A 25,541-nucleotide genomic window follows, 5' to 3' on the forward strand; every position below is an offset into this window, starting at 1 on the left:
GCTCAGCCGCCGAGCCCGCGGTGGCCCGACGGTTTGTGGCCGCCCCCGCACTTGCCGTCGTGGGCGGGCCGCAGGTCGATGGTCGTCGCTTGTAACGTACCGCTGCCGTCCTGAATGCCTTGCGCCGTCATGCATTTGCCTTGCGCGATCGCCTGAGTGTCCGCACCGGCCTGCTTGCTGTACCGCGTCTGGCCGGTGACCGTAACGGGAGTCTGCGCACTGGCGCCGTTGGCGTCGGTGCTCGTGACGGTGATCGTGTTACCCGCGACGGACGCGACGGTGCCCCGCACCGGCGGGTGCTTGGCCGCAGGGCCGGGCGGGGGAGTTGTCGAGCCGCCGGGGGCGTTGCCGGGCGGGCATTTCCCGTCGACGGCGGGGCTCACCCGCACGGACGCCGCGGTCAGTGGTTGGCCGGGCTGGGATTCCTGGTGTGCGGGTCGCACGCTGACGCAACTTCCGGCGGTGACGTCACTCAGCGCGGCCGCGGTGACCTCGGTGACCTTAGTCGACGTCGTGAAAGCCACGGCGACGTTACCTTTTTCCTCGGTGACCGCAGCGGTGTTTCCCGAGACCGATGCGATCAGGCCACGCACGCGGGCCTGCCCGGTCGCCGGTGACGAGGTAGACGTCGTCGCCGGTGACGCCGCAGGACTTGATGAACCAGGGCTCGATGTGTTCGACGAACCACACGCCACGACGGATGCCGCGGTGACTCCGGCGACCGCGAGCAAGGCGAACCGGGCGAGCCGAGAAGGGTGAGAGCTGGCAGCCATGAACGTTTCTCCAATCGTGAGGTCGGTCCCAACGACGGGTCTACCGGATCCAGCTGTGCCGGACCTATGAGTCGTGCGGCCGCGCAAGGTGGTTGGTCGTCGCCGAATTGGGGTATGCCCCGCTCATCCCATGTTGGGTTTCCGGGGGGATGAGTGATTGACGATGGTCGGCTGGCTGGACGATTTGCAGCGACGGAACCGCGGCGTGAGCGTGACCGTCGCGGTCATCTACAAATATCTCGATGATCAAGGCGGTTATCTGGCCGCCCTGATCACCTACTACGGCTTCGTGTCGATGTTTCCGATGCTGTTGTTGTTGACCACCGGGCTGGGTGTGGTGCTTGCCGGTCACCCCGACCTGCAGGAGCAGGTACTACACAGCGCCCTGAGTCAGTTCCCGGTGATCGGCAGCCAGCTGCATCAGCCCGAAGGACTCAGCGGGGGTACGGTCGCCGTCGTGGTCGGGATCCTGGGAGCGCTCTATGGCGGGCTGGGCGTCGGCCAAGCCGTGCAAAACGCCATGGACTCCGTGTGGGCCGTGCCGAAGAACAAGCGTCCCAACCCGATTCGTGCCCGCGTGCGCAGCTTCGGATTACTGTTCGTGCTCGGCTCGGCGGTGATCGCGGCGACCGTGCTGTCCGGGATCGCCCAAACGACCCGGGAATTGGGCGTCTTCGGAAAGATCGGTGTCACGCTCACCGCCGTGGCGATCAACGCGCTGATCTGCCTGGTGGCCTTCAAGATGACCACCGCAAAGGAACTCACCTACCGGCAGGTGCTGCCCGGAGCCGTTGCGGCAGCGCTTATTTGGCAGATACTGCAGTGGTTCGGCGCCGGCTACATCCAGCACACGGTCAAGACGGCCAGCGCCACCAACAGTGTCTTCGCCCTGGTGCTGGGGTTGCTTGCCTTCCTATATCTGGTATCGACCACGCTGGTGCTGTGCGCCGAGCTGAACGTCGTCCTGGTCGAGCAGCTGTACCCGCGCGCGTTGCTCAGCGCGTTCAGCGACGAGGCCGAACTGACGCCGGCTGATCGCCGGATCTACGCCAAGCGGGCGAAAGCCGAACGCGTCAAACGGCTCGAGCGGGTGATCGTCAGGTTTAACGACGTCAACAGACCCGTGACGCCGTAGCCGCGCCAGCTCAGAAAGCGTCTTCGGAAATGCGCATGATGTCGTCGTCGATGGATTCGATGACGCGGCGCAGCGAGGTCAGTTTCGGCAGCATGTTCTTGCCGAAGAACGCCGACGTCGCGATCTTGCCCTGATAGAACGCAACGTCCTTCTTGGCAGGGTTGTCGGCCAGCGCCGCATGCGCGACCCCGGCCTGCACCAGCAGTCGCCAGCCGATCAGCAGGTCGCCGACCGCGAGCAGGTAGCGCACCGAACCTAGCCCCACCTTGTAAATCTCGGTCGGGTGCTGCGTCGCGGACATCAGATAACCGGTCAACGCGCCCGTCATCGCGGTGACCTCGTCGAGGGCGGTTTGCACCGCCTGCGCTTGCGCTTTCAGCGCCTCGTCGCAGTTGTCGATCGTGTTGCTGATCTGAGCGGTGACAAATTGCAGCGCCGCGCCGTGGTCGCGGACGATCTTGCGGAAGAAGAAGTCCAGGGCCTGGATCGCGGTGGTGCCCTCGTAGAGCGAATCGATCTTGGAGTCGCGGATGTACTGCTCCAGCGGGTAGTCCTGCAGGAAGCCCGAGCCGCCCAGCGTCTGCAACGACTCGGTCAGGATCTCGTAGGCTCGCTCCGAGCTCACCCCCTTGACGATGGGCAGCAGCAGATCGTCGACGCGGTGCGCCATTTCATGGTCGGCGCCCGAAACCTGTTGTGCCAGAGCATCATCCTGATGCGCCGCGGCATACATGTAAAGTGCCCGCAATCCTTCGGCGTAAGCCTTCTGGGTCATCAGACTGCGACGCACATCGGGGTGGTGCATGATCGAGACCCGCGGTGCGGTCTTGTCGGTCATCTGGGTCAGATCGGCACCCTGCACCCGCTCCTTGGCGTAGGCCAACGCGTTGAGGTAGCCGGTGGAAAGGGTGCCGGCGGCCTTGACGCCGATGGTCATGCGCGCGTGCTCGATCACGGTGAACATCTGCGCGATCCCGTTGTGCACGCCGCCGACCAGGTAACCCACCGCCGGCACCTCCGTGGCGCCAAACGTCACCTCGCAGGTCGGAGACGACTTGATGCCCATCTTGTGTTCGAGCCCCGTCACGAAAACCCCGTTGCGGGAACCGAGTTCGAACGTGTCGGGGTCGAACAGATAGTTGGGCACGTAGAACAAGCTCAGGCCCTTGGTGCCGGGGCCGGCACCCTCCGGGCGGGCCAGCACGAGATGAAAAACGTTGTCGGCGGTGTCGCCTACGTCGCCGCCGGAGATGAACCGCTTGACGCCCTCGATGTGCCAGGTGCCGTCGGGTTGCTCGATCGCCTTGCTGCGTCCGGCGCCGACATCGGAGCCCGCATCTGGTTCGGTGAGCACCATCGTGGCGGCCCAGCCGCGCTCGACGCCCTCTGCCGCCCAACGCTTCTGCTCCTCGTCCCCCTCGACGTAAAGCGCTTGCGCCATAAAGGGACCCAGGCAGAAGAAGCTGGCAGATGGGTTGGCGCAGAAGATCATTTCGTTGACCGCCCACGCCAGCGGCGGCGGCGCGGGCATGCCGCCGATGTCTTCGGCCAGGCCCAGCCGCCACCACTCGGCGTCCTTGATCGCCTGCACCGTCTTGGCCAATTCGGGCGCCACGCTGATCGTGTGCGCGTCGGGATCGAAGACCGGTGGGTGGCGGTCGGCGAACGCGAAGGTTTCGGCGACAGGGCCCTCGGCCAGGCGAGCGGCTTCGGACAGGATGGTCCGTACCGTGTCGGCGTCCAGCTCGCTGTACTGCCCGGCGCCGAGAACAGCGTCTACCTCGAGGACTTCGAAGATGTTGAACTCGAGATCACGGACGTTAGCGATGTAGTGGCCCAAGACATCTCCCTCGACTGGTCCGTCCGGCGACGGATCATCAGCCCTAAGTCTGTCCGAGCGGGGAAAACCTCCGCAACCGTAACCTCGGAGCACTCATCGCCGTCGCCCGCAAACGAAAACCCAACTGTTCATGGGTCAGATCGACCCGCGTCACTGTGCCGCCGGTGCGCACCGTCGCGCTGGCCAATCGCTGCTGGCGGGAGCAGTATGGGGGGTGCGCCAGTGGTCGACAGTGCTCGACATTCGCGCGGGAACATCCAAGCAGTACCCGGCGTTAGGCGAATTGTGACAACACAGGATCTCACTGCGGAGCAGTTCAACGCGACCATCGAAAACAACGACATCGTGCTGGTCGACTTTTGGGCTTCCTGGTGCGGGCCGTGCCGCCAGTTCGGACCGACTTTCCAGGCGTCGTCGGAGAAGCACCCCGACATCGTCCACGCCAAGGTCGACACCGAGGCCGAACAACAGCTCGCCGCTGCCGCTCAGATTCGGTCTATTCCGACGCTGATGGCGTTCAAGAAGGGCAAACTGCTGTTCAACCAGCCCGGGGCACTGCCGCCGGCGGCGCTGGAAGACCTAGTGCAGCAAATCAGAGACTTCGACGTCGAGGCGGCTCAGGCAGATCAAGCCTGAGCCAAGCTCGATCCAAGCCGCCGAATAGGTCTCTAGCAACGTCCGCGATACCGTTCACGAGTGAGTTTGGTACTCGTTGAACACCCGCGGCCCGGTGTGGCCCTAATCACCCTCAATCGGCCTGAGCGGATGAATTCCATGGCGTTCGACGTCATGGTGCCGCTGAAGGCGGCCCTCGAAGAGGTCACCTACGACAACTCCGTGCGGGTGGTCGTGCTGACCGGGGCGGGTAAGGGATTCTCCTCGGGTGCCGATCACAAGTCCGCTGGCACGGTGCCGAATGTGGACGGGCTGACCCGCCCGACGTATGCGTTGCGCTCCATGGAGCTGCTCGACGACGTCATTCTGGCGCTGCGGCGGATGCACCAGCCGGTCATCGCGGCGGTCAACGGCGCGGCCATCGGCGGTGGTTTGTGCCTGTCGCTGGCCGCCGACATCCGGGTGGCCTCCACCAACGCCTATTTTCGGGCCGCGGGTATCAACAACGGTCTGACCGCGAGCGAACTCGGTTTGTCCTACCTGTTGCCCAGGGCCATCGGCGCGTCGCGGGCGTTCGAGATCATGCTCACCGGTCGCGACGTGACCGCCGAGGAGGCCGAGCGCATCGGGCTGGTGTCGTGCCAGGTGCCCGAGGGTCAGTTGCTGGACACGTGCTACGCGATCGCCGCGCGGATCGCCGCGTTCTCGCGGCCCGGAGTCGAGTTGACCAAGCGCACACTGTGGAGTGGACTGGACGCCGGTAGCCTGGAGGGGCACATGCAAGCCGAAGGCTTGGGACAGCTTTTCGTCCGCCTGCTCACCGCGAACTTCGAAGAAGCGGTTACTGCGCGCGCAGAGCGGCGGCCCCCGGTATTCACCGACGAGAAATAACGTGCCCAGAGGAGAGCGATCGTGATCACAGCCACGGACCTTGAGGTCCGCGCTGGGGCGCGCATCTTGCTCTCACCCGACGGCCCCGACCTCCGGATCCAGCCCGGCGACCGCATCGGGCTGGTCGGGCGCAACGGGGCGGGCAAGACCACTACCCTGCGCATCCTGGCCGGGGAAAGCGAACCGTACGCCGGATCGCTTTCCCGCACCGGCGAAATCGGTTACCTGCCACAGGATCCCAAAGAAGGCGATCTCGACGTGCTGGCCCGCGACCGAGTGCTGTCGGCGCGCGGACTCGACGTCCTGCTCACCGATCTGGAGAAGCAGCAGGCGTTGATGGCCGAGGTCGCCGACGACGAGGCGCGCGACCGCGCGATCCGCCGGTACGGCCAACTGGAGGAGCGGTTCGTCGCGTTGGGAGGCTACGGCGCCGAAAGCGAGGCCGGCCGGATCTGCGCGAGTCTCGGTCTGCCGGAACGGGTCATGACGCAGCAACTGCGCACCCTGTCCGGCGGTCAGCGCCGCCGGGTAGAGCTGGCGCGCATCCTGTTCGCCGCCTCCGACAGCGGCTCGTCGACCACCCTGCTGCTCGACGAACCGACCAACCACCTCGACGCGGATTCCCTTGGCTGGCTGCGGGATTTCCTGCGGTCCCACACCGGCGGCCTGGTGGTCATCAGCCACAACGTCGACTTACTTGCCGACGTCGTCAACCGGGTGTGGTTTCTGGACGCCGTGCGCGGCGAGGTCGACGTCTACAACATGACGTGGCAGAAGTACCTCGATGCCCGGGCCACGGATGAACAGCGTCGCCGCCGCGAGCGCGCGAATGCCGAACGTAAGGCCACCGCGCTGCGTTCGCAGGCCGCCAAGCTCGGCGCGAAAGCCACCAAAGCCGTTGCGGCCCAAAACATGTTGCGACGTGCCGATCGGATGATGGCCTCGCTCGACGAGGAGCGGGTCGCCGACCGGGTGGCCCGGATCAAGTTTCCGACCCCGGCCCCGTGCGGGCGCACCCCGCTGGTGGCCAAGGGGCTGAGCAAGTCCTACGGATCGCTCGAGGTTTTCACCGGTGTCGACCTGGCGATCGACCGGGGCTCCCGGGTGGTGGTGCTGGGGCTCAACGGTGCGGGCAAGACGACGCTGCTGCGCCTGCTGGCCGGCGCCGAGACGCCCGACACCGGAGGGCTAGAACCCGGACACGGTTTGCGGATGGGCTATTTCGCGCAGGAGCACGACACCATCGACAACGACGCGTCGGTGTGGGAGAACATCCGGCACGCCGCACCTTCGTCGGGCGAGCAGGACCTGCGCGGGCTGCTCGGCGCCTTCATGTTCAGCGGTCCGCAGCTCGACCAGCCGGCGGGCACCTTGTCCGGTGGTGAGAAGACGCGACTCGCGCTGGCCGGTCTCGTGGCATCCACCGCCAACGTCTTGCTGCTCGACGAACCGACCAACAACCTCGATCCGGCGTCGCGGGAACAGGTGCTCGACGCGCTGCGCAGCTATCAAGGCGCGGTGGTGTTGGTGACCCACGATCCTGGAGCGGCCGAAGCCTTGGACCCGCAACGCGTTGTCTTGCTGCCCGACGGCACCGAGGACTTTTGGTCCGAGGAATACCGGGATCTGATCGAGCTCGCCTGAGCAAGTCATTGCAGGCAAATTCGGCGAAATCGACCCGCATTCGACAACGGGTTCTTACTCTTGGTGCTTGGGTTTGAGTTCCAAGCGTGGAGGGGTCAGTGTCTAAGTCTAAAGAGATGCGCACCGAGTTATTGGACGAGCTGCGCACCGCCTACGAGAGTGGGGCGAGCATTCGGACGCTCGTTGCCAATACCGGCAGGTCATACGGGTCGATTCACAGTATGTTGCGCGAGTCGGGTACCACGATGCGCAGCCGCGGCGGGCCCAACCACACGGCTCGGCACCGCTAGACCTCGGGGGCATCGCCCTTACCAACGGCACTGCGAGCGACTGCGCAGTGCCGTTTGCTTAGCCCTGCCGAGGCCCAGAATCGTTGCGGCGCAGCGAGTTCTCCACCAGGTCGAGAACGGCGGCCAGTCGCCGCGGGTCTTCGCCGGAGGCCAGCCGGGCCACCAATCCGTCCAGGACCAGTTCCAGGTAGCACTGCAACACGTCACCGGGTACGTCATCGCGCACCCGGTGTGCTTGCTGCTGCCGTTGCAGGCGATCGTGTGTCGCGGCCGCCAGTTCCGCGGAACGCTCCGCCCATCCCCGGCTGAACGCCGGATCGTTGCGCAGCTTGCGCGCGATCTCCAACCGGGTGGCCAGCCAGTCGAACTGCTCAGGTGCGGCGAGCATGTCGCGCATCACCTGGATCAGCCCTTCGCGTGACGCGACGTCGGCCATCCGCTCGGCGTCCTCGTGCGCGAGCGCGAAAAACAGCGCGTCCTTGTCCCGGAAGTGGTGGAAGATCGCGCCACGCGACATCCCAATCGACTGCTCCAGCCGCCGAACCGTGGCTCTGTCATAGCCGTGTTCGGCGAAACAACGGCGAGCACCATCAAGGATCTGACGCCGCCGAGCCGCCAGATGGTCCTCGCTGACCTTGGGCACGGCTCGACTCAGATCTTCCGGTGTCGAACCGCTGCGCCCGGTCGCCCGCGAGCAGGTGGTACCCCCAGCGCCGGGGTTGCGATGGCCACTAGGCGGACTTGAGCATGTTGCGCAGCACGTACTGCAAGATGCCGCCGTTGCGGTAGTAGTCGGCCTCACCGGGGGTGTCGATGCGCACCACGGCGTCGAACTCGATGTCGTTCCCAGCGTCCTTGGCGGCCTTGACGTGCACCGTCTTCGGTGTCTTGCCGTCGTTGAGCGCGTCGATCCCGGTGATCTCGAAGACCTCGGTGCCGTCCAGCCCGAGCTCTTGGGCCGTCTTGCCCGCGGGGAATTGCAGTGGGATGACGCCCATGCCGATCAGGTTGGAGCGGTGGATGCGCTCGAACGACTCGGCGATCACCGCCCGCACGCCCAGCAGCCGCGTTCCCTTGGCGGCCCAGTCTCGCGACGAGCCCGACCCGTACTCCTTGCCGCCCAGCACTACCAACGGAATGTTTTCTGCCGCATAGTTTTGCGCAGCGTCGTAAATGAAGGCCTGCGGAGCACCGTCCTGGGTGAAGTCGCGGGTGTAGCCGCCGGACACGTCGTCGAGCAGCAAGTTGCGCAGTCGGATGTTGGCGAACGTGCCGCGGATCATCACCTCATGGTTGCCGCGCCGTGACCCAAAGGAGTTGTAGTCCTTGCGGTCCACGCCATGCTCGTCGAGGTACTGCGCCGCCGGAGTGCCCGGCTTGATGCTGCTGGCGGGGGAGATGTGGTCGGTGGTCACCGAATCACCCAGCAGCGCCAGCACCCGGGCGCCTCTGATGTCACCGACCGGCTCGGGCTCGGCAGGCATGCCCTCGAAGTAGGGGGGCTTGCGCACGTAGGTCGAATCTGGGTTCCACTCAAAGGTATTGCCGCTCGGGGTGGGCAGGTTGCGCCACCGTTCGTCGCCCTTGAACACGTCGCCGTAGTTCTTGGTGAACATTTCGGAGTTGATCGCCGAGGCGATGGTGTCGGAGACGTCTTTCTGTGACGGCCAGATGTCCTTGAGGAAGACATCGTTGCCGTCTTTATCTTTCCCGAGCGGCTGCCGATCGAAGTCGAAGTCCATGGTCCCGGCCAGCGCGTAGGCCACCACCAGCGGCGGTGAAGCCAGGTAGTTCATCTTCACGTCCGGGTTGATGCGGCCTTCGAAGTTCCGGTTGCCCGACAGCACCGCGGTCACCGAAAGGTCGTTGTCGTTAATGGCTTTCGAGACCTCTTCGGGCAGCGGGCCGGAGTTACCGATACACGTGGTGCACCCGTAGCCGACCAGATAGAAGCCGAGCTTCTCCAGGTACGGCCACAGGCCGGCCTTGTGGTAGTAGTCGTTGACGACCTGAGAACCGGGGGCCATCGTGGTCTTCACCCACGGCTTGGAAGTCAGGCCCTTCTCGACCGCGTTGCGGGCCAACAGCGCTGCGCCCAGCATCACCTCCGGGTTGGAGGTGTTCGTGCACGACGTGACCGCGGCGATCACCACCGCGCCGTGGTCGAGCACGAATTCGCCACGCTCGTCGGAGCGCACCGTTACGGGGTTGCTGGGGCGCCCCTTGGAATGCGATGCGGCCGAATGCACCTGGGGCACGTCGTCGGCATGTCCGTTCGACACCGCGCCGGGATCGCTGGCCGGGAAAGTCTCCTCGACTGCCTCGTCCAGTTTCGAGTAACCCTGCTGGCCGTCCTCGTCGCCGTCGACGTAGCTGAGGATCTGCTCGCGGAAGGTTGCCTTGGCGTGCGACAACGGGATTCGGTCCTGCGGGCGCTTAGGACCGGCGATCGACGGCACCACCGTGGAGAGGTCGAGCTCGAGGTACTCCGAGAACGCCGGCTCATGCGTTGGGTCGTGCCACATGCCCTGCTCTTTGGCGTAGGCCTCGACCAGCGCCAGTTGCTCGTCGGTGCGGCCGGTGAACTTCAGGTAGGAGATTGTCTCCTCGTCGATCGGGAAAATCGCTGCAGTGGAACCGAATTCGGGACTCATGTTGCCGAGTGTGGCGCGGTTGGCCAACGGCACTTCCGACACGCCCTTGCCGTAGAACTCGACGAACTTGCCGACCACTCCGTGCTTACGCAACATCTCGGTGACGGTGAGCACGACATCGGTGGCGGTGACGCCCGGCTGAATCTCGCCGGTCAGCTTGAAACCAACGACGCGTGGAATCAGCATCGACACGGGCTGGCCCAACATCGCGGCCTCGGCCTCGATGCCACCCACGCCCCAGCCGAGCACGCCGAGGCCGTTGACCATCGTGGTGTGCGAGTCGGTGCCCACGCAGGTGTCGGGGTAGGCGGTGATTGTTCCCGCGCCGTCTGCGCGGGTCATGACCACGCTGGCCAGATATTCGATGTTGACCTGGTGCACGATGCCGGTGCCCGGCGGGACGACCTTGAAGTCGTCGAAAGCGCCCTGCCCCCAGCGCAGGAATTGGTAACGCTCGCCGTTGCGTTCGTACTCGATTTCGACGTTGCGCTCGAAGGCGTCGGCGGTGCCGAACAGGTCCGCGATCACCGAGTGGTCGATCACCAGGTCGGCCGGCGCCAGCGGGTTGACCTTCTCCGGCTTGCCGCCCAGGTCGCCGATGGCCTCGCGCATCGTCGCCAGGTCGACGATGCACGGCACGCCGGTGAAGTCCTGCATGACCACCCGTGCGGGGGTGTATTGGATCTCAATGCTGGGCTCCGCGTTGGGATCCCAATTCGCGATCGCCTCGATGTGGTCCTTGGTGATGTTGGCGCCGTCTTCGTTGCGCAGCAGGTTCTCGGCAAGAACCTTCAGGCTGTAGGGGAGTTTCTCGGTATTGGGTACTGCGTCGAGACGGTAGATCTGGTAACTCTTGTCGGCGACCTTCAGGGTGTCGCGAGCTCCGAACGAGTTCACAGATTCTTTGCTGGTCACATCAACTCCCTGGGATTAAGTTCTTCCGCCGACGGGGCTGTGGCGGCGGATCGTCCAACAACCATGCCAACTTTAACAGTACGCTTGTCCTGCAATACAGCGGCACACCAATTTTCAGTCTTGTCGGCTAGGGGCCGGGTTGAAACCCCTTTTCCCTACTGTTCGCGTACGGTGCCTGTAGCACTTGGGCTGTTCAGTGGGAGGAGGCACACCGTGACCGCGCAAGGTTCGTTCGAGCAACTACCTCAGACCACCTTCTTTTTGCAGCCGGTTCTGCCTGCCTACATTCCGCAAGACGTGGACGTGACGGCCATCAAGGCGCAGGTCGCCGCGTCCGGGGTCAGCGCGCCTCCCGACGTCATGCCGGCCCTGCTCGTCGTTGTCGACCAAGCGCATGCCAGCGGCATCAACCTGAAAATCGTGTTGCTCGACCACAACCCGCCGAACGACACGCCGCTGCGCGATATCTCCACGGTGGTCGGCGCCGACTATCACGACGCGACCGTCTTGACGCTCAGCCCGAACTTCGTCGGCACCTACAGCACGCAGTTCCCGCGCGTCACGCTCGAGGCCGGCGAAGACATCGCCAAGACCGGCAATCCGGTGGTCTCGGCGCAGCATTTTTTGCACGAACTCCAAACCCCCGAATTCCCGTGGACCGGGCTGACTATTTTCCTGCTAGTCGGCGTGCTCGCCGCGGCCGTCGGCGCCCGCTTCCTGCAGTTGCGCGCCAGGCGGTCAGCAACCTCGGTCGACGCCGCGGCAACTTCCGACGACGAAGCCGCCGAGGGCGTCTAACCACGCACATCCGACCCGGCCGATTCGGCACGGGTGAACTCACGACGCTGCCCGGCAAACCGCGTAGGTCACCGTTCGGTCACATTAAACGCACGTAGAGGGTTGCGATTTGTGACGACCATATCTTCGCGGACCCCTGTGACGTACGGTGCAAATGATGCTCGTGTTGTCTTTGGCGCTAAGAGAGAAAATCGGGGCTGGCGCCGCCGTCCGCGTTGAGCCCAAGGGGAGCTAAGTCGAATGAGACGCACACGCCGGGGCCCTGCTGCGCGACCGTTCGCCAGGCTGGTCAGTCCGGTCATTCCCACGGTCCTGAGTCTGGCCATGCTGGTCACCACACCTGGTCTGGCGCAGGCTGATCCGAACGCCGACAGCCTCGGCGCGCTGATCGCCAACGTCGCCAAGGCCAACCAGCGGCTGGAGGACCTGAGCGCCGAAATCCAGGGCGAGCAAGAGGCCGTCAACAAGGCCCTGGTCGACGTCGAGACCGCCCGGGACAACGTGACCGCGGCCGAGCACGACCTTGAGGTCAGCCAGCAGTCGGTCAAGGATGCCAATGCGGCAATCGCGGCGGCCCAACGTCGTTTCAACACGTTCGCCGCCGCCACCTATATGAATGGCCCGTCGGGCAGCTACCTGACCGCACGCAGCCCCGAAGACATCATCGCGACCGAAAGCGCATCGAGGACCCTGGCGGCCAGTGCCCAGACGGTGCTCGACAACCTGCAGCGGGCCCGCACCGAGCAGGTGAACAAGGAGTCCGCGGCGCGGCTGGCCAAGCAGAAAGCCGAAAAGGCCGCTGCCGACGCGAAATCCAGCCAGGACGCCGCGGTGGCCGCGCTGACCAACTCGAAGCACAAGTTCGAAGAACAGCGTGAGCAGATCACCCGCCTGGCCGCCGAGCGTGACGAGGCTCAGGCCAAACTTCAGCAGGCCCAACTCGCGTCCGCCCATTGGTCGACCGGGGGCGGCGGCGATGTCCCGACGTCGGGTGACCGGTGGGATCCGGGAGCACCGGCCGCGCAAGCCCCGTCCGGCGGACGGCACTGGGACGGTTGGGATCCCACGCTTCCGATGGTGCCGAGTGCCAACGTGCCGGGTGACCCGGTCGCCGTGATCAACCAGGTGCTGGGCATCTCGGCCACCTCCACGCAGGTGACCGCCAGCATGGGGAAGGGCTTCCTGCAGTCCATCGGCATCCTCAAGCCCGACGACACCGGGATCACCAACGCCTCACCGGGTGGGGTAGGTGGACGCATCCCGCGCGTCTACGGTCGGCAGGCGTCCGAATACGTGATCCGGCGCGGCATGTCGCAGATCGGCGTGCCCTACTCCTGGGGCGGTGGCAACGCGGCCGGCCCGAGTAAAGGTATCGACTCCGGCGCCGGGATCACCGGCTTCGACTGCTCGGGCCTGGTCTTGTACTCCTTCGCCGGGGTGGGCATCAAGCTGCCGCACTACTCCGGTTCGCAGTACAACCTGGGCCGCAAGATCCCGTCCTCCCAGATGCGTCGCGGCGACGTCATCTTCTACGGCCCGGGCGGTAGCCAGCACGTGACCATCTACCTCGGTCAAGGCCAGATGCTCGAGGCCCCCGACATCGGTTTGAAGGTGCGTGTTGCGCCCGTGCGCACCAGCGGCATGACGCCGTACGTGGTTCGCTATATCGATTATTAACCGAGGATGACTACCAATCGAGGATGACTACCAAACGAGGAGCTATGCGGCACAAGCGTTTTCGCCTGTTCAACTTGGCCTGGATCACCGCTTTGGTGACCGGGCTGATGTTGTCTGTCGCCGCCCCGGCCAACGCCGACCCCGGAGCGTGGGATCCGACGCTGCCGGCGACGATCAGCGCCGGCGCCCCGGGCGATCCGCTCGCCGTCGCCAACGCGTCGCTGCAAGCCACCGCGCAGGCCACCCAGACCACGATGGACCTGGGCAGGCAATTCCTCGGTGGTCTGGGAATCAACATCCTGGGTGATCCCGCCCCGGCCGCCTCCGCCACGCCCACCAACCCGGGCGCCAAGATTCCGCGGGCGAACGGCCGCCAGGCCATCGAGTACGTGATCAAACGGATGGGATCGCAGATGGGCGTGCCCTATTCGTGGGGTGGCGGTTCGCTGCAGGGCCCCAGCAAGGGCATCGACGACGGCGCGAACATCACCGGGTTCGACTGCTCGGGTCTGATGCGGTACGGGTTCGCCGGCGTGGGGGTGCTGATCCCGCGGTTCTCCGGTGACCAGTACAACGCCGGCCGCCACATCCCGCCCAGCGAGGCCCGGCGCGGCGACCTCATCTTCTACGGCCCGGGCGGCGGCCAGCACGTCACCATGTACCTGGGCAACGGCCAGATGCTGGAGGCATCTGGAAGTGCGGGCAAAGTGACCGTGAGCCCCGTGCGCAAGGCCGGTATGACGCCGTACCTGACTAGGATCATCGAGTACTGACCCGGGTGTGCCGTCGGATCGTGGCTCGTCAGCGAAGGCGTGGCGTCGACGGAATCCCAAGGGCCTGGAATAGTTGGACCAAGGCACGTGGCTGCCCCACGACATTCGTCGTGATGGCAGATGTGTCATTGAGCTGTGTCGGTTGAGCTGAAGAGAGAGATGTTGATGACAGCAGCAGGTGGGCCGCCCCCGGGCGCCAGCGGTTACTCGGGTCCGGGCGGGCAGTCTGGCCCCGGAGCCCATGCGGCGCCGTCAGGTGGCGCCGATGGATTGGCTGCCGAAGTACACACCCTGGAACGGGCCATCTTCGAGGTCAAGCGCATCATCGTGGGCCAGGACCAGCTCGTGGAGCGGATGCTGGTCGGTCTGCTGTCCAAGGGCCACGTGCTGCTCGAAGGTGTGCCCGGCGTCGCCAAGACGCTGGCCGTCGAGACGTTTGCGAAGGTCGTTGGCGGCACGTTCGCGCGTATCCAGTTCACTCCCGACCTGGTGCCCACCGACATCATCGGTACCCGCATCTACCGGCAGGGCAAGGAAGAGTTCGACACCGAGCTCGGCCCGGTCGTGGTCAACTTCCTGCTCGCCGACGAGATCAACCGTGCGCCCGCTAAGGTGCAGTCGGCGCTGCTGGAGGTCATGGCCGAGCGTCAGGTGTCGATCGGCGGTAAGCGATTCCCGTTGCCCAACCCGTTCCTGGTGATGGCGACGCAGAACCCGATCGAGCACGAGGGGGTCTACCAGCTGCCCGAGGCGCAGCGCGACCGCTTCCTGTTCAAGATCAACGTGGGCTACCCCTCGCCCGAGGAGGAGCGCGAGATCATCTACCGGATGGGCGTCAAGCCGCCGCAGCCCAAGCAGATCCTGGACACGGGCGACCTGCTGCGGTTGCAGGACATCGCGGCCAACAACTTCGTCCACCACGCGCTGGTCGATTATGTGGTGCGCGTCGTCACTGCCACTCGCAACCCCGAGCAGCTCGGCATGAACGACGTCAAGACCTGGATCTCGTTCGGTGCGTCCCCGCGCGCGTCGTTGGGCATCATCGCGGCTGCGCGCTCGCTGGCGTTGGTGCGCGGTCGCGACTATGTGATCCCGCAAGACGTCGTCGAGGTCATCCCCGACGTGCTGCGTCACCGGCTGGTGCTGACCTACGACGCACTGGCCGACGAGATCTCGCCCGAGATCGTCATCAACAGGGTCCTACAGACCGTTTCGCTTCCGCAAGTGAATGCCGTTCCGCAGCAAGGGCATTCGGTTCCGCCGGTGATGCAGGCTGCGGGCGCGGCCAGTAATCGGTGACCGATCCGAATCCCGCCGCAAAGCCTGCGGCCCTGCACCCGCCGTCGTTTCAGCGCGGGCAGATCGACGATCCGAAATTGTCGGCGGCGCTGCGCACACTCGAGCTCACGGTTCGGCGCAAGCTCGACGGTGTCCTGCACGGCGACCATCTCGGCCTGATCCCCGGGCCGGGTTCGGAGCCGGGGGAGTCGCGCGAGTATCAACCCGGCGACGACGTCCGGCGGATGGACTGGGCCGTCACCGCGCGCACCACCCACCCGCACGTCCGGCAGATGATCGCCGACCGCGAGCTGGAAACCTGGATGGTGGTCGACATGTCGGCCAGCCTCGACTTCGGGACTACCGTCTGTGAGAAGCGGGACCTGGCAGTGGCCGCCGCGGCCGCGATCACGTTCCTCAACAGCGGTGGCGGCAACCGGCTCGGTGCGCTCGTCACCAACGGGGCGACGACGGTCCGGGTGCCGGCCCGGTCGGGGCGCCAGCACGAGCAGACGCTGCTGCGCACAATCGCGACGATGCCCAAGGCGCCGACGGGCGTGCGCGGCGATCTGGCGGTTGCCATCGACGCATTGCGGCGGCCGGAACGCCGCCGCGGGATGGCCGTGATCATCAGTGACTTCCTCGGGCCGATCAACTGGATGCGCCCGCTGCGCGCGATCGCGGCCCGCCACGAGGTGCTGGCCATCGAGGTGCTCGACCCACGTGATATCGAACTGCCCGATGTGGGCGACGTCGTGTTGCAGGACGCCGAGACCGGCGTGACCCGCGAATTCACCGTCGATGCACAACTGCGCGACGACTTCGCCAAGGCGGCCGCGGCGCATCGTGCCGACGTGGCCCGAACGATACGCGGTTGCGACGCACCGGTTTTGACGCTGCGCACCGACCGAGACTGGATCGCCGACATCGTCCGCTTCGTGGAGTCCCGCCGGCGCGGGGCTATGGCGGGGCGCCAGTGACTCGCGCTTTTTCCAAGGCGGTCATCCACGGTAAGACGGGTCTGCTATGACGATGCCCTTGCTCGGCGCGATGTCGCTGTCCGGGTTCGCACACGCATGGTGGTTCCTCTTCCTGTTCGTCGTGGCCGGGTTGGGCGTGCTGTATGTGGTGATGCAGCTGGCCCGCCAGCGGCGCATGCTGCGGTTCGCCAACATGGAGCTGTTGGAAAGCGTCGCCCCCAAGCGGCCCGCCAAGTGGCGGCACCTGCCGGCGATCCTGCTGGTGGCATCGCTGGTGCTGTTGACCGTCGCGATGGCCGGGCCGACGAACGACGTCCGGATTCCGCGCAACCGGGCGGTGGTGATGCTGGTGATCGACGTGTCGCAGTCGATGCGTGCCACCGACGTCGAACCCAACCGGATGGCCGCCGCGCAGGAGGCCGGTAAGCAGTTCGCCGACGAGCTCACCCCGGGCATCAACCTCGGGCTGATCGCTTACGCGGGGACCGCGACGGTGCTGGTGTCGCCGACGACCAACCGCGAGGCGACCAAGATCGCGCTGGACAAGCTGCAGTTCGCCGACCGCACCGCCACCGGGGAGGGGATCTTCACCGCACTGCAGGCCATCGCCACGGTCGGCGCGGTCATCGGCGGCGGCGACAAGCCGCCCCCGGCCCGCATCGTGCTGTTCTCGGACGGCAAGGAGACGATGCCGACCAACCCGGACAATCCCAAGGGGGCGTTCACCGCCGCGCGGACCGCCAAAGACCAGGGCGTGCCGATCTCAACGATCTCGTTCGGCACCCCCTACGGCTTCGTCGAGATCAACGACCAGCGCCAGCCGGTCCCGGTCGACGACGAGACCCTGAAGAAGGTGGCCCAGCTCTCCGGCGGCAATTCCTTCAATGCCTCGACGCTGCAGGAGCTCAAGCAGGTCTACGCCTCGCTGCAACAGCAGATCGGCTACGAGACGATCAAGGGCGACGCCAGCGTGGGCTGGCTGCGACTCGGTGCGCTGGTGTTGGCGCTGGCGGCGCTGGCGGCGTTGCTGATCAACCGACGGCTGCCGACCTAGCCTTCGCCGGCCGGCGGTGAGGCCGGATGGTTCCCGTTGGGGGCGTTGCCATCGGCTCCCGCGCCGTTCTGGCGCTCGCGCAGCGCCGTCAGGGCGCGCTGTTCGCGCGCGTGGGCAGCGCGCAGGAGCGCGGCCGCTTCGGCCGGTGGGTCGGTGAACAGGAAGCTGCCCGAGCCTGGTTGCCCTCCCATGCCGAGTTTGTTCAGCCGCTTGGGAACTGGGGCGCCTTGGTACTGCAGCGGGGTGGGGTGGCCGTGTTGGTCGACGGGGCCCAGCGGTTGGTGCAGCTCGATGTACGCGCCGTGCGGCAAGCGTCGGATGATCCCGGTTTCGAGGCCGTGCTCGAGCACCGCGCGGTCGCTGCGCTGCAGGCTGACACACCAGCGATAGGTGACGAAGTACACGATCGGTGGCAGCACCACCATCCCGATGCGCCCGATCCACGTCATCGCGTTCAGGGAGACGTGGAACTGGTAGGCGATGATGTCGTTGAACGACGAGAACGTGAGCACGATGTAGAACGCGATCGCCATCGCACCGATCGACGTGCGCACCGGAACGTCGCGGGGACGCTGCAGCAGGTTGTGGTGAGCGCGGTCGCCGGTGAACCGCCGCTCGAGGAACGGATACACGATGAGCGCGGCAAAGATGACGCCCATCAAGACCGCGACGGCCACCGCAGCCGGAATGGTGTGGTGCCCGAAGTAGAACTCCCACGCCGGCCATAGCCGGACCAGCCCATCGGTCCACATCAGGTAGAAGTCGGGCTGCGAGCCCGCCGAGACCTGAGAAGGGTTGTAGGGACCCAGGTTCCAGATCGGGTTGATCTGGAGCAGCCCACCCATGAGGCCCAGCACGCCGACGATGGCGGCGAAGAAGCCGCCGGACTTCACGGCGAACACCGGCATCACCCGCACGCCGACGACGTTGCGCTCGGTGCGTCCGGGCCCGGGGAACTGGGTGTGTTTCTGGAACCACACCAACGCCAGATGCAGCCCGATCAGCGCCAGCATGATGCCCGGGAAGATCAGGATGTGAATGGCGTAGAGGCGCGGGATGATGACGTCGCCGGGGAAGTCCCCACCGAACAACGCCCAGTGCAGCCAGGTGCCGATCACCGGGATTCCCAGGGTGATCGAGGAGAACGCCGCCCGCAGGCCGGTGCCCGAGAGCAGGTCGTCGGGCAGCGAGTAGCCGAAGAAGCCCTCGAACATGGCCAGGATCAACAGCAGCGACCCGATCACCCAGTTGGCCTCGCGCGGCCGGCGAAAGGCCCCGGTGAAGAAGACCCGGGCCAGGTGCACCATGATCGCGGCCGCGAACATCAGCGCGGCCCAGTGATGGACCTGGCGCACGAACAACCCGCCCCGCACCTCGAAGGAGATGTCGAGCGCCGACGCGTACGCCTTGGACATCTCGACGCCCCGCAGCGGTTGATACACGCCGTTGTAGGTGACCTCCGTCGTCGACGGGTCGAAGAACAACGTCAGGTACACGCCGGTGATCAGCAACACGACGAAGCTGTACAGCGCCACCTCGCCGAGCAGGAACGACCAGTGCGTCGGGAAGACCTTGTTCAGCTGGCGGCGAATCGCCGCCGCCGGGTGGTAGCGGGTGTCGATCGCCTCGGCTTGGTGCGCGAGGACCGTGCTCGAGTCGATTCCGGAACTCATCTGGTTTCCCCCTGCGGGTGTGGGTCGATCCGGCGTGCCGGTCGGCCCAACCTTCGAACGTGCTGGACAGGATGGAACAGACAGTACACTAATGGACAATTCGTGCAGTAGTGGTTGTGATGAACATTTCTGATCGAGTCGTTTGTCGGGTAATTTTGAGCAACACCTGTCAGACGTGCGGGCGGAGAAGGGCGCGATCGATGACACCTGCCCACAGCGGCCACCCGGACGAGCAGGGCGAGGACGCCCGGATCATCCGGACCCGGGCGGACGTCGCGCGCACGGCCTTCGACGTGCTCGTCGAGGAAGGCTCCGAGGCGCTCACGCACGCCCGGGTCGCCGAGCGCGCCGGCTACTCCAAGACAACGCTCTACAAGCACTGGCCGTCGAGGTCCGACCTGGCGGCCATGGCCCTGCTGGCGGTTCGGGACTTCAAGCATCCCGAGCCCACCGGCGACCTGCGCGCCGACCTGATCGGGGAGCTGACGGCTTTCCGGCAGGGGGTCGTCGACCTGCGGCTCGACCGGGTGCTGTCCGCGATGGCGCAGTGGGCGACGGTCGACACGATGAGCCGCATCCGCAACGAGATCAACTCCGAGGGTCAGCGACCGATCCGGGCGATTCTCGCCGAGGCATTTGACGGCCCGGAGCTCGACGCGGCGGTCTCGATGCTCTCCGGCGTGGTCGCCTGTCCGTCGCTGATGTTCGGGACGGTGCCCGACGATGCCGTCATTGAGGCGGCCGTAGACATCGTGCTTCGGGGGGCGCAGGGCGCGCCCGATCGCCCGCGTGGTGGCACCCCGAGTTGACCGCAATCCGACCGCGCGGATATTGGCCCCATGTCGGCCGCGTCCCGGCGAAGCGCTAGGTTGGCCGGGTGACTGACGTAGCCACCGAGTCCGCCACCGCCGGTGGCAAACCCCCATTCGTATCCCGGTCGGTCCTGGTGACCGGCGGAAACCGGGGGATCGGTCTGGCGATCGCCCGGCGGCTGGCCGCCGACGGCCACAAGGTGGCTGTCACCCACCGCGGATCCGGAGCGCCCGAGGGGTTGTTCGGCGTCGTGTGCGATGTCACCGACAACGAAGCCGTCGACCGCGCCTTCAAGGAGGTCGAGGAGCATCAGGGGCCGGTCGAGGTGCTGGTCTCCAATGCCGGCATCTCCAAGGATGCGTTTCTGATCCGGATGACCGAGGAGCGATTCGAAGAGGTCATCAATGCCAACCTCACCGGGGCGTTCCGGGTGGCTCAGCGCGCCTCGCGCAGCATGCAGCGCAAGCGATTCGGCCGCATCATCTTCATCGGTTCGGTGTCCGGCAGCTGGGGCATCGGCAACCAGGCCAACTACGCTGCCGCCAAGGCCGGCCTGATCGGCATGGCCCGCTCGATCTCCCGGGAGCTGTCCAAGGCCGGTGTCACCGCGAACGTGGTCGCCCCGGGCTATATCGACACCGAGATGACCCGCGCGCTCGACGAGCGCATCCAGGAGGGCGCCCTGGACTTCATCCCCGCCAAGCGGGTCGGCACCGCCGAGGAGGTCGCCGGGGCGGTCAGCTTCCTGGCGTCCGAGGACGCGAGTTACATCGCCGGTGCGGTGATCCCGGTTGACGGCGGCATGGGCATGGGCCACTGAGAGACGAAGGACGGACGAGAGAAAAATGTCAGGACTACTCGAAGGCAAGCGGATCCTCGTCACGGGGATCATCACCGACTCGTCGATCGCCTTTCACATCGCCAAGGTGGCGCAGGAGGCCGGCGCGCAGCTGGTGCTGACCGGGTTCGACCGGTTGCGGCTGATCCAGCGCATTGCCGACCGGCTGCCCGAGCAGGCCCCGCTGATCGAACTCGACGTGCAAAACGAAAAGCACCTGGACACCTTGGCCGAGCGGGTGACCGCCGAGATCGGTGAGGGCAACAAGCTGGACGGTGTGGTGCACTCCATCGGCTTCATGCCGCAGACGGGGATGGGCATCAACCCCTTCTTCGACGCGCCTTACGAAGACGTGTCCAAGGGCATCCACATCTCGGCGTACTCTTACGCTTCGCTGGCGAAAGCGCTTCTGCCGATTATGAATTCCGGCGGATCCATCGTCGGCATGGACTTCGACCCGACCCGCGCGATGCCGGCTTACAACTGGATGACGGTCGCCAAGAGCGCACTCGAGTCGGTCAACCGGTTCGTGGCTCGCGAGGCCGGTAAATCCGGTGTTCGCTCGAATCTCGTTGCCGCCGGGCCGATCCGGACGCTCGCGATGAGCGCGATCGTCGGTGGCGCGCTCGGCGAGGAGGCCGGCGCCCAGATGCAGCTGCTGGAGGAGGGCTGGGACCAGCGCGCTCCGATCGGCTGGAATATGAAGGACCCGACGCCGGTGGCCAAGACGGTATGCGCGCTGCTTTCGGACTGGCTGCCGGCGACCACCGGCACCATCATTTACGCCGACGGCGGCGCCAGCACCCAACTGCTCTAGACGGCAATGGATTTCGTGGATTTTGACGCCGTTCTGCTGCTTTCCTTCGGCGGACCAGAGGGTCCGGAGCAGGTCCGGCCGTTCCTGGAGAACGTCACCCGGGGCCGCAACGTGCCGCCGGAACGACTCGACGACGTCGCCGAGCACTACCTGCATTTCGGCGGCGTCTCACCGATCAATGCCATCAACCGCGCGCTGGTGATGCAGCTGGAAGCCGCGCTGGCCGGCCGCGGTCTGGATCTGCCGGTGTACTTCGGCAACCGCAACTGGGAGCCGTACGTCGAAGATGCGGTGACGGCGATGCGCGACAACGGTATTCGTCGCGCCGCGGTGTTCACCACGTCGGCGTGGAGCGGGTATTCCAGCTGCTCGCAATATGGTGAAGACATCGCCCGCGCCCGCGCCGCCGCAGGTCCCGATGCGCCCGAGTTGGTAAAGCTGCGCCCCTATTTCGATCACCCGCGGTTCGTGCAGATCTTCGCCGATACCATCGGTGCCGCCTCGGGGGCCCTCACCGCCGAGCAACAGGCCGGCGCGCGGCTGGTGTTCACCGCGCATTCGATTCCGGTGGCCGCCGATGAGCGCCTTGGGCCACGACTGTACAGCCGCCAAGTCGCCTACGCCGCAAGCCTTGTCGCGGCGGCCGCCGGGTACACAGAGTACGACCTGGCCTGGCAGTCGCGCTCGGGTCCGCCGCAGGTGCCATGGCTGGAACCCGATGTCGCCGACCATCTCACGGCGCTGGCCGCGGCGGGCACCAAGTCGGTCATCATCTGCCCGATCGGTTTTGTGGCAGACCACATCGAGGTGGTGTGGGACCTCGATCTCGAGCTGGCGGCTCAGGCCGAGGCGGCCGGCTTGGAGCTGGTGCGGGCCTCGACGCCCAACGCCCACCCGCGTTTCGCGCAGCTCGCCGCCGACCTGATCGACGAACTTCGGTACGGCCGTGCCCCCGAGCGGGTGGCGGGCCCGGATCCGGTGGCGGGCTGCCTGGGCAGCGTCAACGGCGCGGCCTGCCGCCCGCCGCATTGCGTTGCGCGAGAAGGTGTTTAGTCGGCCCAGGCCGAGTACATGATCGCATTTACCGCGGCCATTCGCGCCGAACGCACCACCGCGTTGAGCGGTCGCAGTGCTTCGCCGGCGATCCGCGCCTCCGACGACGATTGGGTGCCCACCGGCTCCAGCCCGGATGCCACGCGGGCCGCGAAGCGATCCGGCGCAGCTGCATCCGGGGCCCGGCTGAGTCCGGAGCTCACCGTGATGATCGCGTCGACGTGTGCGGCGTTCTCCAGCACCCGCAATGCACGCGACGGTGCGTGGTCGGGAATCCGATGTTGCCGTGTGGATTCCAGTAACTGCTCGACGAGCCCACGCGGGTCGTCGATGTCGCTGGCCGAGCCCAACCCGATTGCGCCGAGCGCATCAGCGGCCGACCGCACCGCCGACCGCAGCGAGTATTCGGCATCGCCCAGCTCGTGGTGATCGAACACCGGCGCGCTGGGCAGCGAGTACACCGTCCAGGCCAGCGCACACGGCTCCGGTGAATCCGGCTCGTCGTCGCCGGCGTCGTCGAGATCGGCATAGGAGCACTCGGGGACCAGACCGACGGCCGCCGTGGGATCGTCGGGGTGCGTGATGATCACCGCCTCACCGGCGGCCAGGGCGTCGCGCTCGAACTGCGTCCCGGGGGCCAGGCCGCGCACGTCGCCGGGCACCGGCAACACCACGTTGATCGTCCCGCGCAGTGCACCCGGGGCAGCGGCGATCCCCGGCAGTGCCACCCGGCCAACCGCGGCGCGCAGCGTCTGCAACAACGACACGGTCCCGGCGTCGTGGATGTCGGGCCACGGCAGTCCGGTGTGACCGGCCGCGACGGCATCATACGCGGTGACGGATTGCTTTGGCGCCCAAAGAGATAACGCGTCCAACACGTCGTCGGGCGCGGCCTTGCCCGCGAGCCAGGCGTTGGCCCACACGGACAGCGAAACACTGGGACACCACATGATCTCGCAGTGTAGTTGTTCGGTCCGGCAAAGGCCGATCACGCGTATTCTGACGGCATGGCGATCGCGCTGAGCTGGCTGATCTTCGCGCTGGCTCTTGCCGGTGCCGAGGCGCTGACGGGCGATATGTTCCTGCTGATGCTGGGAGGCGGTGCGCTGGCCGCCTCGGCCACGGCCTGGTTCACGCATTGGCCGGTCCTGGCCGACGGCGCGGTGTTCCTGGTCGTCTCGGTCCTGCTGGTCGTGCTGGTCCGGCCCGCATTGCGGCAGCGGATGACTCCCAAGTCGTTGCCGACGGGCATCGAGGCGCTCGAGGGCAAAAGTGCGCTGGTGCTCGATCGGGTTGCCCGCGACGAGGGTCAGGTGAAACTTGACGGGCAGGTGTGGACGGCGCGTCCGTTCAACGACGGCGACGTCTACGAGCCCGGCGAATCGGTCACCGTCGTGCACATCGACGGCGCGACCGCGGTGGTGTTCAAGCACTGATCGGTCTGCGCAGGCGCTGCGAAGACGCTGCGAGAGAAAGGAACTCCGGTGGAAGGTGCGGTTGCGGGTTTGGTGTTGCTGGCCGTCCTGGTGATCTTTGCGATCATCGTGGTGGCCAAGTCCGTGGCGTTGATACCGCAGGCCGAGGCGGCGGTGATCGAGCGTCTGGGTCGGTACAGCCGCACGGTCAGCGGGCAGCTGACGCTGCTGGTGCCGTTCATCGATCGCGTCCGGGCCCGGGTCGATCTGCGCGAGCGGGTGGTATCGTTCCCGCCGCAGCCGGTGATCACCGAGGACAACCTGACGCTCAACATCGACACCGTGGTCTATTTCCAGGTCACCGTTCCGCAGGCGGCCGTCTACGAGATCAGCAACTACATCGTCGGCGTCGAGCAGCTCACCACGACCACGCTGCGCAACGTCGTCGGCGGCATGACGCTAGAGCAGACCCTGACCTCACGCGACATGATCAACGGCCAGTTGCGCGGTGTGCTCGACGAGGCGACCGGCCGCTGGGGCCTGCGGGTCGCCCGGGTCGAGCTGCGCAGCATCGACCCGCCGCCCTCGATTCAGGCCTCGATGGAAAAGCAGATGAAGGCCGACCGGGAGAAGCGGGCGATGATTTTGACCGCGGAAGGCAACCGGCAGGCGGCGATCACACAGGCCGAGGGTGCCAAGCAAGCGCAGATCCTGGCCGCCGAGGGTGCCAAGCAGGCCGCGATCCTGGCCGCCGAGGCCGACCGGCAGTCCCGGATGCTGCGCGCCCAGGGTGAGCGCGCCGCGGCCTACCTGCGGGCGCAAGGTCAGGCCAAGGCCATCGAGAAGACGTTCGCCGCGATCAAGGCCGGCCGGCCCACCCCGGAGATGCTGGCCTACCAGTACCTGCAGACGCTGCCGGAGATGGCACGCGGGGACGCCAACAAGGTGTGGGTGGTGCCCAGCGACTTCAGCGCGGCGCTGCAGGGTTTCACCAAGCTGCTGGGCACGCCAGGCGAGGACGGGGTGTTCCGGTTCCAGCCGTCTCCGGTCGAGGACGTGCCACAGCACGCCGCCGCCGCGGACGACGCCGAGGTGGCCGACTGGTTCTCCACCGAGACCGACCCCCAGATCGCCCAGGCGGTTGCCAAGGCCGAGGCGATAGCCCGCCAGCCCGTCGATGGCCGGCCGGACGCGCCGCCGGAATTGACCCAATAGGATTGCCAGATGAGCGTTTTGACTTCCCCAAAGACGTATGCGGCGCTGGGCGCGTTTCACGCCGTCGACGCCGTGTTGTGCGGCGTCCAGATCGCGCCGATCAGGAAAATCCTCGATGACGTCGGACTCCCGGAGAACGTCAGGCCCGTGCTGCCGGTGGTGAAGGCCGCCGCCGCGGTCGGCTTGCTGTCGGTCACCCGATTCCCCGCGCTGGCGAGGCTGACGACGGCGATGCTGACGCTGTACTTCGTGCTCGCGGTGGGCGCGCACGTGCGAGTGCGGGACAAGGTCGTCAACGGTCTGCCGGCCGCGCTGTTTCTGGGCCTGGTCGCCGCGATGACGGTGCAGGGACCGGATCAGAATTAGATTCGCCCGAGTGAATGTGCTGGTGCCACCTGAG

25 protein-coding genes are annotated in these 25,541 nt (G+C 66.3%); 19 read left to right on the forward strand and 6 right to left on the reverse strand.

Features of this window, described 5'->3' with window-relative positions:
• Window positions 1-2: 2 nt before the first annotated feature.
• Window positions 3-524, reverse strand: coding sequence for a DUF5666 domain-containing protein (locus MJO58_RS11385; RefSeq protein WP_239722886.1), 522 nt, complete (start codon window positions 522-524; stop codon window positions 3-5).
• Between the two features lie 22 nt (window positions 525-546).
• Between MJO58_RS11385 and MJO58_RS11390 the strand changes: the two genes are divergently transcribed.
• Together MJO58_RS11390 and MJO58_RS11395 are read left to right on the forward strand one after the other, a co-directional pair.
• Complete coding sequence (locus MJO58_RS11390) at window positions 547-759, forward strand: hypothetical protein (RefSeq protein WP_239722887.1); 213 nt, start codon at window positions 547-549, stop codon at window positions 757-759.
• A 177-nt stretch (window positions 760-936) separates the two neighbouring features.
• A complete protein-coding gene (locus tag MJO58_RS11395) occupies window positions 937-1,908 on the forward strand; it encodes a YihY/virulence factor BrkB family protein (RefSeq protein WP_239723234.1) in 972 nt (323 codons plus the stop codon).
• A 10-nt stretch (window positions 1,909-1,918) separates the two neighbouring features.
• Here the strand turns inward: MJO58_RS11395 and MJO58_RS11400 are convergent, their stop codons facing one another.
• Window positions 1,919-3,748 carry an acyl-CoA dehydrogenase gene (locus MJO58_RS11400; RefSeq protein WP_239722888.1) on the reverse strand — a complete coding sequence of 610 codons (1,830 nt, stop codon included), beginning with the start codon at window positions 3,746-3,748 and terminating at the stop codon, window positions 1,919-1,921.
• A 285-nt stretch (window positions 3,749-4,033) separates the two neighbouring features.
• On the opposite strand from MJO58_RS11400, the gene trxA reads away from it, so the two are divergent.
• From trxA to MJO58_RS11420, 4 genes are all read left to right on the forward strand, one after another.
• The gene (gene trxA, locus MJO58_RS11405) at window positions 4,034-4,384 is read left to right on the forward strand and encodes a thioredoxin (RefSeq protein WP_085221813.1); all 351 of its coding nucleotides are present in this window, start codon (window positions 4,034-4,036) and stop codon (window positions 4,382-4,384) included.
• Window positions 4,385-4,444: 60 nt separating this feature from the next.
• The gene (locus MJO58_RS11410) at window positions 4,445-5,254 is read left to right on the forward strand and encodes an enoyl-CoA hydratase (RefSeq protein WP_090601590.1); all 810 of its coding nucleotides are present in this window, start codon (window positions 4,445-4,447) and stop codon (window positions 5,252-5,254) included.
• 21 nt (window positions 5,255-5,275) lie between these two features.
• The gene (locus MJO58_RS11415; RefSeq protein WP_239722889.1) at window positions 5,276-6,898 is read left to right on the forward strand and encodes an ABC-F family ATP-binding cassette domain-containing protein; all 1,623 of its coding nucleotides are present in this window, start codon (window positions 5,276-5,278) and stop codon (window positions 6,896-6,898) included.
• Between the two features lie 116 nt (window positions 6,899-7,014).
• The gene (locus tag MJO58_RS11420; RefSeq protein ID WP_175364626.1) at window positions 7,015-7,188 is read left to right on the forward strand and encodes a helix-turn-helix domain-containing protein; all 174 of its coding nucleotides are present in this window, start codon (window positions 7,015-7,017) and stop codon (window positions 7,186-7,188) included.
• A 58-nt stretch (window positions 7,189-7,246) separates the two neighbouring features.
• Here the strand turns inward: MJO58_RS11420 and MJO58_RS11425 are convergent, their stop codons facing one another.
• Complete coding sequence (locus MJO58_RS11425) at window positions 7,247-7,831, reverse strand: TetR/AcrR family transcriptional regulator (RefSeq protein ID WP_090601593.1); 585 nt, start codon at window positions 7,829-7,831, stop codon at window positions 7,247-7,249.
• Between the two features lie 88 nt (window positions 7,832-7,919).
• On the reverse strand, window positions 7,920-10,757 hold the full coding sequence (locus tag MJO58_RS11430; RefSeq protein WP_139043264.1) for an aconitate hydratase: 2,838 nt from the start codon (window positions 10,755-10,757) through the stop codon (window positions 7,920-7,922).
• Window positions 10,758-11,018: 261 nt separating this feature from the next.
• Here MJO58_RS11430 and MJO58_RS11435 point away from each other — a divergent pair, with 261 nt between their 5' ends.
• The 6 genes from MJO58_RS11435 (at window position 11,019) to MJO58_RS11460 (ending at window position 17,317) form a co-directional block, all read left to right on the forward strand.
• A complete protein-coding gene (locus MJO58_RS11435) occupies window positions 11,019-11,555 on the forward strand; it encodes an Rv1476 family membrane protein (protein ID WP_090608837.1) in 537 nt (178 codons plus the stop codon).
• Between the two features lie 240 nt (window positions 11,556-11,795).
• Entirely contained in the window at window positions 11,796-13,232 is a 1,437-nt protein-coding gene (gene ripA / locus MJO58_RS11440; protein ID WP_239722891.1) for an NlpC/P60 family peptidoglycan endopeptidase RipA, read from the forward strand.
• A gap of 44 nt (window positions 13,233-13,276) precedes the next feature.
• Window positions 13,277-14,005, forward strand: a complete 729-nt coding sequence (gene ripB, locus MJO58_RS11445; protein WP_090601595.1) for an NlpC/P60 family peptidoglycan endopeptidase RipB — start codon at window positions 13,277-13,279, stop codon at window positions 14,003-14,005.
• 165 nt (window positions 14,006-14,170) lie between these two features.
• Complete coding sequence (gene moxR1 / locus MJO58_RS11450) at window positions 14,171-15,304, forward strand: chaperone MoxR1 (RefSeq protein WP_090608839.1); 1,134 nt, start codon at window positions 14,171-14,173, stop codon at window positions 15,302-15,304.
• A complete protein-coding gene (locus MJO58_RS11455) occupies window positions 15,301-16,263 on the forward strand; it encodes a DUF58 domain-containing protein (RefSeq protein WP_096286867.1) in 963 nt (320 codons plus the stop codon). Before moxR1 ends, MJO58_RS11455 begins: the two co-directional genes overlap by 4 nt.
• A gap of 46 nt (window positions 16,264-16,309) precedes the next feature.
• The gene (locus MJO58_RS11460) at window positions 16,310-17,317 is read left to right on the forward strand and encodes a VWA domain-containing protein (protein ID WP_090601597.1); all 1,008 of its coding nucleotides are present in this window, start codon (window positions 16,310-16,312) and stop codon (window positions 17,315-17,317) included.
• Here the strand turns inward: MJO58_RS11460 and qcrB are convergent.
• Window positions 17,314-18,990, reverse strand: coding sequence for a cytochrome bc1 complex cytochrome b subunit (gene qcrB / locus MJO58_RS11465; protein ID WP_239722892.1), 1,677 nt, complete (start codon window positions 18,988-18,990; stop codon window positions 17,314-17,316). The two genes, MJO58_RS11460 and qcrB, sit on opposite strands and share 4 nt — an antisense overlap.
• A 200-nt stretch (window positions 18,991-19,190) precedes the next feature.
• Here qcrB and MJO58_RS11470 point away from each other — a divergent pair, with 200 nt between their 5' ends.
• The 4 genes from MJO58_RS11470 to MJO58_RS11485 all read left to right on the forward strand — a co-directional run bounded on the left by MJO58_RS11470 (window position 19,191) and on the right by MJO58_RS11485 (window position 22,511).
• Window positions 19,191-19,799, forward strand: coding sequence for a TetR/AcrR family transcriptional regulator (locus MJO58_RS11470; protein ID WP_175364414.1), 609 nt, complete (start codon window positions 19,191-19,193; stop codon window positions 19,797-19,799).
• A gap of 68 nt (window positions 19,800-19,867) precedes the next feature.
• The gene (gene fabG1 / locus MJO58_RS11475; RefSeq protein ID WP_239722893.1) at window positions 19,868-20,623 is read left to right on the forward strand and encodes a 3-oxoacyl-ACP reductase FabG1; all 756 of its coding nucleotides are present in this window, start codon (window positions 19,868-19,870) and stop codon (window positions 20,621-20,623) included.
• A 25-nt stretch (window positions 20,624-20,648) separates the two neighbouring features.
• Window positions 20,649-21,458 (forward strand): NADH-dependent enoyl-ACP reductase InhA, encoded by an 810-nt coding sequence (gene inhA, locus MJO58_RS11480; RefSeq protein WP_090601601.1) that lies wholly within the window; start codon window positions 20,649-20,651, stop codon window positions 21,456-21,458.
• A gap of 15 nt (window positions 21,459-21,473) precedes the next feature.
• Complete coding sequence (locus MJO58_RS11485; RefSeq protein ID WP_239723235.1) at window positions 21,474-22,511, forward strand: ferrochelatase; 1,038 nt, start codon at window positions 21,474-21,476, stop codon at window positions 22,509-22,511.
• Here the strand turns inward: MJO58_RS11485 and MJO58_RS11490 are convergent.
• On the reverse strand, window positions 22,508-23,461 hold the full coding sequence (locus tag MJO58_RS11490; RefSeq protein WP_090608843.1) for an Rv1486c family protein: 954 nt from the start codon (window positions 23,459-23,461) through the stop codon (window positions 22,508-22,510). The two genes, MJO58_RS11485 and MJO58_RS11490, sit on opposite strands and share 4 nt — an antisense overlap.
• 57 nt (window positions 23,462-23,518) lie before the next feature.
• Between MJO58_RS11490 and MJO58_RS11495 the strand changes: the two genes are divergently transcribed.
• The 3 genes from MJO58_RS11495 to MJO58_RS11505 are packed head-to-tail and all read left to right on the forward strand — an operon-like array spanning window position 23,519 to window position 25,507.
• Window positions 23,519-23,947: an NfeD family protein gene (locus MJO58_RS11495; RefSeq protein WP_090601602.1), complete on the forward strand. Its 429-nt coding sequence runs from the start codon at window positions 23,519-23,521 to the stop codon at window positions 23,945-23,947.
• A 48-nt stretch (window positions 23,948-23,995) separates the two neighbouring features.
• On the forward strand, window positions 23,996-25,141 hold the full coding sequence (locus MJO58_RS11500; RefSeq protein ID WP_090601603.1) for an SPFH domain-containing protein: 1,146 nt from the start codon (window positions 23,996-23,998) through the stop codon (window positions 25,139-25,141).
• 9 nt (window positions 25,142-25,150) lie between these two features.
• Window positions 25,151-25,507 (forward strand): DoxX family protein, encoded by a 357-nt coding sequence (locus MJO58_RS11505; RefSeq protein ID WP_239722894.1) that lies wholly within the window; start codon window positions 25,151-25,153, stop codon window positions 25,505-25,507.
• Window positions 25,508-25,541: the final 34 nt, after the last annotated feature.

The sequence above is a fragment of the Mycobacterium lentiflavum genome, from assembly GCF_022374895.2.
Classification (GTDB): domain Bacteria; phylum Actinomycetota; class Actinomycetes; order Mycobacteriales; family Mycobacteriaceae; genus Mycobacterium; species Mycobacterium lentiflavum.